The following is a 12,568-nucleotide window of genomic DNA, read 5'->3' as shown; positions in this document are numbered from 1 at the left end:
GGACTTGTGTAAATAACTGTACTAACTAATACGAACAACGGAAAAACAAAGAATGAACATAGAAACATTTGGATTTGGTGACCAATTCACCCCACAAGAAGCCTTTGATCTTCTCAATAGTCACGTGGTTAAAAAAGAAGATGAAAATATCAAAAATTTATCTATTGAACAAGTTGGCTTTGTTGCTGGGGTTATTACCTTAAATGATGAAGTAGAGGTGATGATTAAATTCCCTAAACAACTAATACAACTAACAAAAACAACTTTCTCTGAACAAATGACGTTATTGGAAATGCCTTAATACAGACTTGAATCGCTCTTTTACAATTTGGATAATATTTTCATGGGTGACTACTATCAGTAGTAGTCACCTATAAAAACACAAGGAATAAATATGGATTTAATTACAGCAATTAAATATACAAAAAATAACTGCAATTTATTATTAGAAGAAGGTAAGAAAGTTGTTGGTGTTTCTTATAACCCAAATAGTAATTTTGAAAATTTTGAAGTTTTTGAAATCTCATTTAATATAGATGACTTTAATGAAGATGGCATAAGTGGCTTTGATATAATGTGTAATGGCGAGCCTGAATGGTATGGAACTTCATATAATGAAATTAGAAACACAATTCCTCAATCAGCTATAAACCTTAATTACGAAGTATTTAAAGCCGGTAGTTTTTGTATGATTGAAACATATTTCATATTAAAAGAACTCTTCCCTGAGTTACCAGACCCTGCGACTACTGAATTTATTAGTAGTCATGATTTTGAAAACAAAGCCTCTTTATTAGTAAATAAATTAAATAATTAACTTACCTTTCTTAGTAACATGGTCAAAACTAAATACATGTTCTCTCGGCGATTCATCACAAAGTCCAATTAATCGCCCTTTGTATGAGTGTTTTCCATTTTCTATAGCAACTTCATTGCCACAAATTGGACATTTCGCCTGATATATAACAAGTTGCAATGCTCTAATTGATTTTCCTGACGCCCTTTTTTCTTCTGTGCGAATTGCTCTTAGCTGTGCTGAATTGACTTTAAAACTTAGTAACCAATTAGGAGCAATAGCGATCCTATTATTCATTGCTTCATATATAGGTTTTAACAAGATATAAAATAAATAGAACACAGAAATGATTAATATAGAGTAGATAAGGCTAGCGGTTGATAATGCAAAGTAATTCCATAACAGCAAAAAATAGCTACAAACTAACGCTATTATTGGGAGAGTGATATATGAATAAAACTTCCAGCCACTTACTTTAAAATCAAGAAGAAATTTAGCCCATGTTGCTGTTTTGGGTAACTGAGCTACAACGTACTCAATTGATGTAGAACACTCATTTACAAACTCATTCGATTTGAGTTCAACTTTATGATTTATTTCATTAGATATTGGAAAGAGCCCGATATAGAATAAAGTTTTATGCCCACCTTGAGACTCAGTATTTTTGATCGTAGGTAAATATTTAACCCCCTCTAAAGAACAAAAGTGAGTAACTTCTTCAATATTGTCCTTGATGAATTTATCAAAACCTTTCCTATGGCGCGTTATAAAATCCTTTGCCGCAGCATAATCTTCTTTTGGATTAAATGACTCCTCACAAATATCATTGGCATCAAAAACCAAATCACAAGAAGAATGTCCAGCTTCGATATAGACAATAGTTTTATTAAGCAACGCTAAATAAATTTCAACTGGCTTCCTCTCGGTATTACTTGTTTGAACAAAGTATTGCTCAATACATTTACATGTTTTAACTAGTTCATCCAAATCTACTTGGTCATTAGCAATCATCTACATCCCTTTATTTTATTGGCCCTAGGTAGTACTTACCTAGTACATCATCTGTTTACGACCTGATTTTAAAGCAATTATTAGCATCAAGTCCAGCACAGACCAGCGGAGACAATATGAATTGGGTAACAATAAAAAAATTTTCACATATATGTGGCTATAGCGAGGACGCTATTAGAGCAAAAATTAAAAAAGGACAATGGGTGATCGATCAGCATTTTACTAGAGCGCCTGACGGTAGAATATTAATTAGCATTAAGGGAGTAGACAAATGGATAGTAAGTTAACAGGTATAAAAGCCAATAACTCAAGTATTAGTATATCTTTTACTTATAACAATGTTCGTTGCCGTGAAACAGTAAAAATTAAACCAACAAAGTCTTCATTAAAAGAAATGGATCGTAAACGTGATGCTATTTTATATGAAATTGAGTTCGGTAAGTTTGATTATTTAAAGCATTTTCCTAATAGTAAAAAAGCGCAGCAACTTGCAGGTACTCAAGCAAATAATATGACCATCAAAGAAATGATTAACGATTGGTTTAAACGAACTCAAGACCAATGGGAGTATTCAACTAAACGGGGGTATATTAGTAAAATAACTCATCATATCGAGCCAAATTTTGGTCATGTTTGTGTAAGTGAATTTAAACCAAGTTTATTTAAAGATTGGGCTGCAACTTCAACTTTATCTGGAAAATCTAAAAATGAAGTACGCTCCATTTTACGTTCAGCATTTCAAGAACTCTATATTGATGAAGTTATTGATGGCAATCCGATTGATCGTGTAAAACGTTTCAAGCATATACAAGCTGATCCTCAACCATTCAATAATGAAGAGAGAGAAAAAATACTAGCTCAGATGACAGGACAAGTCAGAAATCTTTATGAATTTGCTTTTTGGACAGGTTTACGAACTAGTGAACTACTAGCCTTGAAAAAGTGTGATATTGATTTAGAACGTAATGTTATCTTTGTTCGTAAAGCATTAGTACATGGAAGAGAAAAAGGGACTAAGACAAGTTCGAGCGCAAGAACTCACCAATTACATGAAACCGCTTTAAAAGCATTAAAAGCTCAGTTATTACTTTTATCAAATGACCATGAACGAATATTTTTAAATCCTAAAAATAGTCTACCTTGGCGAGATGATCGAGATATTTATCATAATTGCTGGGTACCATCATTAAAAAAATCAGGCGTTAAATACCGTACTCAATACAATACCCGTCATAGCTACGCCTCAAATATGTTAACTCAGAACAAACCTATAGCATGGATTGCTAAGCAGCTAGGACATAGTGACGCAACCACAACCTTAAGAAAGTATGCTCGATGGATACCTGAAAATTACTAAGGATAAATAATAATGACTCTAGATAAACAACGTAATAAAAATATCAGAATAGCTTGTAATATAACTTCAGCAGCAAGATTCTGTGGTTTTGTTATTCTCATACCTGAAAATGATGAATTTATCGCTAAAGTTGAAGATAACAATTTCGTTAAATTAATTGGCTACTCTGCTATCCCTGATTACGCTATAAAATACAAACGTTATTATAAAGCAGTTAAAGCATCAAACAAATGTGATAAATATAAAACTATCATTGGATATTTATTTGATTTAGGAGAACAACATTTTGTCAGCTTTGATGCCTAATTTACTTTTATTGGAGGGCGATATACTGCTCACCGATGTTGCCCTCCTTAAAAGTCAGGTATTAAGTTTCACAAACAATACTAGTAACACCTACAATTCAACAATACTCGTTTTGTTATTACAATTAATAGAGCACTAATTGACTTCAAAGTGCGCTAAGCGGAATAAAAATTTTGAAATGGATCGTTAGGTATAAATCGATTGCACACCCGTTAGTTGACTTAAGTAGGTCGACAGCTAACTTATACCCCTCTACTTAGCGGACGTTCCAAGAATCAGTTTTGAGGCTAATTTCATTGTCAAAAAATAAAAATAAAATTATAGAATAAAACAACAGCTATGACGGCTGTAAGCTCAAATTTACCGTTAGCAACTCCAAAGATAATGTCTATTTTTATACGACAAGCAGTATAAAATTAATGTTTTAGTTGAACATCAGTTTTATGAGTCGATAGCAGATGAAGTATGGTTTAAATGAGTCATTAGCACTGTGGTTTAAACCTTAATTTTCTCTAATTTATATATTGTATTATGACGAATTCAGTCATCTCATACTATTCTTCGCGTAAAACCAATTAAATATGCAATTGTTGTTTTTATGTAATAAATCAGTAGATTGATGAGTTTTTTGTGTCAGGTTACTTTACATTCAAGATATTAATATCGGATTAAAATTCGCTATATTATTGAAAGAAAGTGTTTTTATTGTATTGGCATGATTCATGCTTTTTATCACTCAACACAAAGTGATAACGTTTCACTTTTAGCATTTACCTTCCAATATGGTTGTGAAGGAATTAAAAGGAATATCAAATGAAATTTATATCATTATCACTTTTTTGTATAACTTTTTTTGTTGGAACTGCGAACGCAGGTCTAATTGGATTTTACGGTCTTGACGGTAATGGAGATGAAAAAACAGGATTAGGGCCAGATTTAACTGAGCCTTCTGGAGCAGTAAGTTATGTTGCTGGTTTAGATGGTCTTGCTGCTTCATTTGATGGTACCGGTAACTCTTGGTTAAGAGCGTCTATTAATTCAGGTGGAAATACTGTACCTAACTTTAGCTGGGGAACGTGGGTAAAATTAAGTGATCCAAATGCTTGGAATATATTTTTGTCGAATGATGATGGTGGCTGGGATCGTTTTTCACAGGTTAAAAATGGGAAATGGTCTGTAAGCAAAAACGGTGTTGTTAATTCACCTGTTGCTGCAACTACAGACTGGACATTTATTGCTCATACTTTTGATGGAATAACTCAAAAACTTTATGTTGATGGGAACCCTGTGTTCTCTTTTGCTGATGGCTTGAATTCCTCACATTCATTCATAGATATAGGTCGAAACGCAAATGGCGCATACCCGCTTAATGGTCTAATGGACGGAGTATTCTTTTTTGATCAAACACTTACTTCTCAAGAAGTGTCAACCATTAGAGCTGGTGGAGCTAACGGCAACGGTGTACTTCAAGTTGCTGGTATTGCTGTCCCAGAACCATCTACACTTGCTATTTTTGCATTGGGTTTGATGGGTTTAGCATCACGTCGATTTAAGAAACAATCTTAATAATTTTTTGTAGTAAATTTTAGAAAACATCAATTGTAATGATTGGTGTTTTTTTGTTTCTTGCGATTGGAAAATTAAGTTTTTTTCATCATAAAACAATCTCTATGGGATACTCAACCCAATGTTATACCATGTGAATAAATACTTCTGACGATTATCACTAAATAATTAGTACTACCTGAGTATAAATCTTAGTTTTAACCAAAAAAATTCCTGTCGGTGTCTGCTCAAGTGGCTTTGTTCTCGTTCAAATTTTACGGGATATTGGCAAAAATCATCCTTAATATACATCTATTCTCATCTATAGCGGAATGTCAGCTATCAGGTAAACTCCAGATCAAGGTGGTTGTTCATCCATGTCCGCTGTAGATCAAAACATAGAAACATTTTTAGTCAAAACTCTCAAATGCTAATGTCTTCAAAGTGGCAGCTAGTGACCTTAGAACAATGAACACTGGTAGTTTTTACTCATCATAAGCTAACGTCAAAAAAGTGCGCTTAGTTGACATAACGGGTTGAAAAACTTAATGTCTTCTTAGAGCGAATTGCGGTCGGTTAACTAGCCAAAAGATGAGATAGAAAATGAGTACAGTAGAATTTATATTTTTGGGCATCATACTAATTGCATTAATTTTTACATCTAAAATTGCAAGTAAAAAAAAGTTGGAATTTAAAGGCTCGGCCGATAAGTTTTTGACTGCATATAAGTTTGAAAAGGTTAGCTCTATCTCATCTGAACTTTACAGACATGGTTTCAGTATTTTTGATTTAGGGGAGGATGGGTTGATTGAAAATATACTCCAAAAAGTTAATAGTTCAAATGAAACTTATATATTCGATTACAAATATTCTGCAAATAACCAAGCTCAACAACTATCCACACAAAGAGCCGTATTCATCAAGTTTCCCAACGATTTATTATATAATTTCGACCTTAAACCTGAAAGTATTTATGACAAACTCAAGCAAGCAATAGGTTATGAGGATATTGATTTTGCGGAATTTAAAATATTCTCAAAAAAGTACGCATTACATTCTTCAGATAGGAATAAAATCGAAAAACAGTTCCCGCATGAACTAATGAAAGTATTGGAAACAAAGGATGGGGTTTTCATAGAGTCTAGAAGAAATTGCATACTCTTATATAATAATGAGTGGCATGAACTTTCTGAACATGAACCTTTGTACACAGAAGCCACTAAGTATAAAGAACTACTATTGGCTAGCATTTAATTACTTAATCCCCTAAGAGCCACTAGTCAGTTCATGGCACTAAGCAGCCCTTAAAAGGCTGCTTTTAAATTTCAGTATTTGGTCAGCAAAGTGGCAATAGTTAGCTAATTAATTCAGTTTAAAAAGCTATTTACACTTAATTAATGTATATTAAAATTAAGGCTGTAACCTTTTTCTATTTCTGTGAAAGTGTTTTATTTAAAATTCTAATTGTGACAAGGTTTTGTCAAAATTTTGGTTAAGGTACTAATATAATTATGTTTTATGAAGGTTCGATTCCCCCCCGCTCCACCAAATAAAGACCTTTTTAATCCATTAGTTATACCTAGTAACTTTTAGATTTGGCGATAAACAAACCACCGTTTATGATAAGAAACCGCTTAATTGCGGTTTTTTTATGTCTAAAATCCCCTCCACCTAGATTTTAGCTTCCATAACTTGGACACCCGTTATAAAAACTCAAGAATAATTATTTGATACAGCTTTCATAACTCGGACATCCATTATAAAAATTTAAGAAAATTATTGGATACAAACATCTAAATGCTTCCAGAAGTTATACGCAAACCTATCGAGTAGTTGAATAAAACTTATAATATTATTGAAAAAAGTCTACATATGACGAGAATTACTGTTTATGGGGATTTAAAGCACACTTAACGATAGACGTTTTAAGTCCATCGCTTATTACATATTATTTCACAAAGTAACTAAGCTAAAAAATAATTATGCTACAAGGTCTGCTCTGATCGATCAGGCAGTCGTTAATACCTATTAATTATGGCGTTCACCTAGAGAGCGTCACGCCCTCTTTTTAAGCTCGAATCCCTTTAAATCATGGGGGTTACATATTTACCACAACAGTTAATCTTACTAAATTGAGGCAGGTCAGTAACCCCCCTCAATTACACATTAAACAGAACCAAAATACGGCATAAAACTCAAGTTCCCAATAGACATAACTTGGACATCCATTATAAAAATTTAAGAAAATTATTGGATACAAACATCTAAATGCTTCCAGAAGTTATACGCAAACCTATCGAGTAGTTGAATAAAACTTATAATATTATTGAAAAAGTCTACATATGACGGGAATTACTGTTTATGAGGATTTAAAGCACACTTAACGATAGACGTTTTGAGTCCATCGCTTATTACATATTATTTCACAAAATAACTATGCTAAAAAATAACTATGCTAATAGTTTTTCGCAGCATGTTATATTTTGTCGTCGTTTAAATTCATGGTGTTCATAATAAGCCGTTAACGAATCCCTATTGCCTATAGCGCCATGAAACAAGCGTCTAAAATCTTTTGTGAGTGTTAACCAGTTGTCGGTGTTGATATGTAAACGTCGTAATAATTTTGGCTTGCTTTGAACAATATAATCTTTTTTACTTTCTTTTATACAACGCCCTGTTAGTTTGACTAATTGCAGGTAATCCGTTAATTCAAAAGGTAGGCCTTTAGGCATATTAGCTTTAGGATCACCAACAAAAGGCATCAGATTTTTGGGTTGCTTACCCTTTATAGCTTCGATGGCACGCTTTTTTACACTTGTGTATAGTGAACGCTCTGGCGTATCTGCCATACCGGCTCTAACAGGGTTTAAATCAACATAGGCCATGCAGGCTAAAATCGCTGATTCATCGAGTAAAGCTTGTGACTTAAAGCGCCCTTCCCAAAACCGGCCGGTGCAATTATCTTCTTGATTAGCTTTTCTCGCAATACGCTCATTAAGAACACGCATAAACCAACTTATATCCATTAATCGACTGCGATAGCAGGCTACCGTATTTTTTAATGTTAGAAGTAAGTATTCGGCAATCAATTCACCACGGCAATATTGTTGCGTTAAAAAAGTGCCTTTAAATATTTTATGCCAACGCTGTAAGACTTCTTCTGTCGACCATGATTCAGCGCTTAGCTCATCAATAAACAGCACTAAGTGACTATGATTACTCATAACCGCATAAGCACATACATCAATAGCGAAAACTTGACTTAAACTAAGTAACTTATCTTCAATCCAGCCTCTGCGGTGCTCAAAACTCTTACCTGTGAGTTTATCGTCACCGCAAAGAAAAGCTCGGCGGACACAGCGAGAAATGCAGTGGTAATATGGGGTATCAACTAAACTAATCAGTTTTTTTCTGGCAGTAGTCATAAAGAAAATCCTTTTACTTTGACTCTTTTAGTAAGCCTAGTAGAGGGAATGCTATCTTTCAAATTAACTATGGGTGTCCTGGTTAATCCTCTTTTACTTTGACTCTTTTAGTAAGCCTAGTAGAGGGAATGCTATCTTTCAAATTAACTATGGGTGTCCTGGTTAATCCTCGTTGTGTATGAAGTTATGAACTAATAGACGTTTTTCATTAACATAAACGTCTATTAGTTTGCTTTCATTTAATGGTTATTTACTGACAAATTCCAGGTTTAGTTAGATTGTTCATGGTTTCTAGCGTAGCAAGACAAGAACTATCACTACATAACTCCAGCGTCACATCACCAAGGGCCCCATCATTGAATCGATTATCTACACCAGATAAAGAATAGCCCTGGGTACCACTTGAAAGCTTTAATGCGTATTCATCGTCAAACACAATATCGTTATCGAGCGTAACGCCCCACCAACTACAAGCATCAGCTCCATTATCTATTTGCGCTTTCAAGTAACCTTGCTTATACCCATCAGTATAGTCGTGGTACTTATTGACAATTTCAGCTGTTACGTTTACCGGTTGAGCAATAGCTGAATTCACCGCGGCGTCGCTATTGGCAACTCCTGGCCCGCAGTCAGCACATTCTCGGTTAAAACCACCTGAGCTATTTTTAATGTGTTGTTGAGCAAGGGCTGTAGGAACCCCTTCTAAGTTTTGTTTAATCAAAGCCAATACTGAAGCTACGATTGGCCCTGAGAAGCTCGTTCCGTTCCACAAACTAAAGTTTTCCTCGAATGCAGTATCACCAATAACAATATCTAAAACGGGGACTTCAACACCGACAGCACTTGCATCAATAACGCCATTGATGTCGTAATTACTAAAATCAGCTCGGTTACCATTAATATCATTGGCACCAACAGCAACAATACCATGGCAATTTGCAGGCGCATTGGCAACTTTATCGCTATCGTTGCCTGACGAGGCAACGACAATAACGCCTTTTGCCAACGCATAGTTAATGGCTGATTGATAATCGCTATTACACTCGCCGACGCCCCCTAAAGAAAGGTTGATAACATCAACCGGTGAACTAATGTCTTGCACACCTTCAAAGCTATAGCCAGCAGCCCAACGTATCCCATTAGCGGCATCATGACCACTACCAAATCGCCCATTTTCAAAAACGCGAACAGGTACTATTTCTACGTTTGATAACGCACCAGCAATGCCGTAATTATTATTGCTAATTGCGCCAATAACTGATGATACTGCCATTCCATGAAAGGCATAATCACCCGCTTGAGCTTCATCAAAAGTCACAAATGGCTCATTATCCATTTCAACGGCATCAAAACCTTCAACAAAGTTAATTTCATCTGTGGGAATAAAGTTACCATCGATAACGGCAATACGAGAAGTACGAGTTTCAGTGAAGGTATCCTTTAACTTTAACAGGCTTTGCGCGCCTTTATAGGTAGGTTGATTTTTCATCCATAATTGGTCTTTAAAGTAGGGATCATTAAAGATTGGATCTTCGCTGCTTTGCGCCATCACTGAACTTTTATTTACCTTAATTGGTGGCGTAATTTTTTTCTCTGAACGAAAGCCAAGTGGATAAACTAATCGTTCTTGCTTTACGTCATTTGCTAAACCACTCTTTAATTTATCTTCTTTAGCGCGGTCACGCAGTTGCATCGCTTTCTCTGGCGTTACAGAACTACTGGCTTGTAACTCAGCATTTCCATTTAGCCAATACTTCATATCAACTACGGCTTGCAAATATTCATAGCCAGTATTAAACGCCCAAACATCATCTACGTAAGCTCCGATAGCCGTATCACCTACAAGGTTTGAATAGCTGTTGTCGCTGAGTAACTTCTTACTATTGTATTCAGGTTGCGCTGGAAAATTACTTTTGCCATAAAGTTCAATAAATGCGGCAGTTTGCCAATAAAAATAATCAAACTCATAGAAGTTAGGATCAACATTATTTAGTTTGACGGCTAAGTCAGTGACTTCGCTGGGTAAGTAGTTTATTAAATTATTAAACGCTCTTTCTACTTGATTGAACTCATATGGTGTTGAAGGGGCATAAGTTATCGCAACCTCATCGTCGTATTCATCCACAGTGATTAGTTGATTGTTTTGTGCATAATCAAGCGTAAACATTTTAAGATGGTAATAGTCTTGCGAATGTTTAAATTCGTTTTTAGCTCTTTCAAAAGCCACATTTAAATTGTCATAAGGTGTTGTACTTTTGACTAAGCGAACGCCATGGACATTACCTCTTCCTCTTGACCCTAGCTCAGACCTTGTATTCGCTACAATGTAAATTACAAGCCCTTCATTAGGGATTATCGCATCGTTTGCAGTTATGATTGTAATTTTATTGTTTTCATAAGAAGCGGTTAGCATACCCTCAACAGGGTCGTTATTAGTGTCCGTCACTTCTAGTGGTAATTCTATTTTACTGCCATCGCCAATAACTGTTACTTCAGCTGTCTGGCCTGACAATAATATTAGAGGACCATCAAATGATAGTATCTCGGCGGGCGTATCTTCAAGTTTTTTCAGGGTAAAAGTTACACTAGCTGTTTGCCCAATCGTATCGGTCACTGAGGCTACGCAATCTTCTTCATAATTAGGCTTTGAGTCATCCGTAGTAAACAATATCTCATTGTAGTTTATGGTAATGCTAAAGGTTTCACTTGGCTCCCGCGTGCATTCAATTGCTAAGCTAGTGTATAAAACACTTTCTGGCGTCAAATCATCTATGGCAGTAAATGTTATTCGCCCGCCACCAACTTGTGCTACTTCTAAGAGGGTTTTATCTGCAGATAACTCAGGTGATGCATCCGTAAAAACAGTAACACTTACGGGATCTGATGCTTCTCCGCCATCGTTGTCAATAACGGTTAATTGAAAAACTAACGTTTCGTCTGTGGTGAGGTTGCTTGGAGTAAAAGAAGTTGAAGCGGTATCACTATTCGCTAGGGTAACACTCGTACCACCCGTTTGAATCCAACGGTATTGTGTGATACTTCCGTCTGTATCGCTTCCAATGCCGTTGAGCATTATCTCATCGTTTAAAAAAGCACTTTGATCCGCGCCTGCGTCTACTGATGGCAATATATTGACATTATTAACATTAACCGTAGTGGTAGCGGCCTTCGTTGCACCTTCATTGTCGGTTACCGTTAGTGTAAACGTAAATACTTGGTTACTGGTAACTTCCAGCGCTATAAACGAAGTGCTCGCTGAGTCAGTAGTGCTCAACATTACGTCAGTCCCACTGCTTTGAGCCCAACTATAACTAACAACAGTGCCGTCCGAGTCTGAAGCTGAGCCTAACAAAGATACCTCAGTGTTTTCATTTACTGCTTGGTTAACGCCAGCACTTACTGAAGGAGACTGATTCTGCACTGGCTGAGGTGTAGATGGGGTTGACGATGAACCACCTCCTCCGCCACAGGCAGGCAGAATTAAAGTTAGTAAAGATATAGTTAATATTATTTTTAAAGAATCATTTGAAAAAAATTGAGACAAAATTAGAGTCCTTCTAATCAATTAGTGTAACAATATGGAGATATATAAAAATAAAGGGGGGGGAATTCCACTTTGATTTTTTATTTACATTTCAAGTAAATAGCACACTCCATTGAAAATTAATATTCTCAATTAACTTTATTTATGTCAATAATTAAATAAGTTTTAATTGAAAAAACACAATGTTCTATTCAATGGAAAGCACTTTAAGCTGACCTTAGTCAGAGCATAACAAAGCTGGGTAACGATTAAAATTCAAACAGAACTCGTAATGTCTTTTTTCTAAACTGTCCATCAGGAGGGATGTGTTTGGCTCACAAAAGCTGAGAACTAAGTGGTAAAAGTTAGCGTTTCAATATGACTTACCACTGACTGCTTTGATACGAAGTACGTTAGCATCAATAGATTTTCGAGATGTTTTTAGTGTTCATTAGACGTTGAACTACCTTTGAAGTGATTAAGTAAAATTGGCCACAGTTTTGTAGCTTAATTTGTATCTTCGCTCTGATTCATTTGGGCTTATTCCACCGTTGTACGTATGTGGCCTGGTCTTATTGTAATAATCCATGATGTAATTAATGATT

10 protein-coding genes and 1 pseudogene are annotated in these 12,568 nt (G+C 35.4%); 7 read left to right on the top strand and 4 right to left on the bottom strand.

The features are described from left to right. Positions 1-52: 52 nt before the first annotated feature. Positions 53-301, top strand: coding sequence for a hypothetical protein (locus H4J66_RS16085; protein ID WP_182175994.1), 249 nt, complete (start codon positions 53-55; stop codon positions 299-301). Positions 302-394: 93 nt separating this feature from the next. After that, positions 395-817, top strand: coding sequence for a hypothetical protein (locus tag H4J66_RS16080; RefSeq protein ID WP_182175993.1), 423 nt, complete (start codon positions 395-397; stop codon positions 815-817). Here H4J66_RS16080 and H4J66_RS16075 read toward each other — a convergent pair. Continuing rightward, positions 806-1,807 carry a hypothetical protein gene (locus tag H4J66_RS16075; RefSeq protein WP_182175992.1) on the bottom strand — a complete coding sequence of 334 codons (1,002 nt, stop codon included), beginning with the start codon at positions 1,805-1,807 and terminating at the stop codon, positions 806-808. The genes H4J66_RS16080 and H4J66_RS16075 overlap by 12 nt on opposite strands. A gap of 116 nt (positions 1,808-1,923) precedes the next feature. Here H4J66_RS16075 and H4J66_RS16070 point away from each other — a divergent pair, with 116 nt between their 5' ends. The 5 genes from H4J66_RS16070 (at position 1,924) to H4J66_RS16050 (ending at position 6,269) form a co-directional block, all read left to right on the top strand. Further along, on the top strand, positions 1,924-2,094 hold the full coding sequence (locus tag H4J66_RS16070; RefSeq protein ID WP_182175991.1) for an excisionase: 171 nt from the start codon (positions 1,924-1,926) through the stop codon (positions 2,092-2,094). After that, the gene (locus tag H4J66_RS16065; protein WP_182175990.1) at positions 2,079-3,164 is read left to right on the top strand and encodes a site-specific integrase; all 1,086 of its coding nucleotides are present in this window, start codon (positions 2,079-2,081) and stop codon (positions 3,162-3,164) included. Before H4J66_RS16070 ends, H4J66_RS16065 begins: the two co-directional genes overlap by 16 nt. A 12-nt stretch (positions 3,165-3,176) precedes the next feature. Continuing rightward, the gene (locus tag H4J66_RS16060) at positions 3,177-3,470 is read left to right on the top strand and encodes a hypothetical protein (RefSeq protein ID WP_182175989.1); all 294 of its coding nucleotides are present in this window, start codon (positions 3,177-3,179) and stop codon (positions 3,468-3,470) included. 813 nt (positions 3,471-4,283) lie between these two features. After that, complete coding sequence (locus H4J66_RS20495; protein WP_259369153.1) at positions 4,284-5,036, top strand: LamG-like jellyroll fold domain-containing protein; 753 nt, start codon at positions 4,284-4,286, stop codon at positions 5,034-5,036. Between the two features lie 582 nt (positions 5,037-5,618). Then, positions 5,619-6,269, top strand: a complete 651-nt coding sequence (locus H4J66_RS16050) for a hypothetical protein (RefSeq protein ID WP_182175988.1) — start codon at positions 5,619-5,621, stop codon at positions 6,267-6,269. 1,196 nt (positions 6,270-7,465) lie between these two features. On the opposite strand, the gene H4J66_RS16045 is transcribed toward H4J66_RS16050, so the two are convergent. From H4J66_RS16045 to H4J66_RS20490, 3 genes and pseudogenes are all read right to left on the bottom strand, one after another. Continuing rightward, positions 7,466-8,440: a transposase gene (locus H4J66_RS16045; RefSeq protein ID WP_182175987.1), complete on the bottom strand. Its 975-nt coding sequence runs from the start codon at positions 8,438-8,440 to the stop codon at positions 7,466-7,468. A gap of 250 nt (positions 8,441-8,690) precedes the next feature. Beyond that, a complete protein-coding gene (locus tag H4J66_RS16040) occupies positions 8,691-11,984 on the bottom strand; it encodes a PKD domain-containing protein (RefSeq protein ID WP_182175986.1) in 3,294 nt (1,097 codons plus the stop codon). Positions 11,985-12,441: 457 nt separating this feature from the next. Then, positions 12,442-12,568, bottom strand: a pseudogene (locus tag H4J66_RS20490) (IS3 family transposase); the annotation flags it as partial.

It is taken from the genome of Colwellia sp. MB3u-55, from assembly GCF_014076785.1.
Taxonomy (GTDB): Bacteria; Pseudomonadota; Gammaproteobacteria; order Enterobacterales; family Alteromonadaceae; genus Colwellia_A.
This window is presented reverse-complemented; position numbering and strand designations above follow the sequence as displayed.

Excerpts from the sequence above, each read along its gene's own strand:
- H4J66_RS16070 (WP_182175991.1), top strand. The coding sequence starts at position 1,924 with ATGAATTGGGTAACAATAAAAAAATTTTCACATATATGTGGCTATAGC.
- H4J66_RS16075 (WP_182175992.1), bottom strand. The coding sequence starts at position 1,807 with ATGATTGCTAATGACCAAGTAGATTTGGATGAACTAGTTAAAACATGT.
- H4J66_RS16060 (WP_182175989.1), top strand. The coding sequence starts at position 3,177 with ATGACTCTAGATAAACAACGTAATAAAAATATCAGAATAGCTTGTAAT.
- H4J66_RS16080 (WP_182175993.1), top strand. The coding sequence starts at position 395 with ATGGATTTAATTACAGCAATTAAATATACAAAAAATAACTGCAATTTA.
- H4J66_RS20495 (WP_259369153.1), top strand. The coding sequence starts at position 4,284 with ATGAAATTTATATCATTATCACTTTTTTGTATAACTTTTTTTGTTGGA.
- H4J66_RS16065 (WP_182175990.1), top strand. The coding sequence starts at position 2,079 with ATGGATAGTAAGTTAACAGGTATAAAAGCCAATAACTCAAGTATTAGT.
- H4J66_RS16085 (WP_182175994.1), top strand. The coding sequence starts at position 53 with ATGAACATAGAAACATTTGGATTTGGTGACCAATTCACCCCACAAGAA.
- H4J66_RS16050 (WP_182175988.1), top strand. The coding sequence starts at position 5,619 with ATGAGTACAGTAGAATTTATATTTTTGGGCATCATACTAATTGCATTA.
- H4J66_RS16045 (WP_182175987.1), bottom strand. The coding sequence starts at position 8,440 with ATGACTACTGCCAGAAAAAAACTGATTAGTTTAGTTGATACCCCATAT.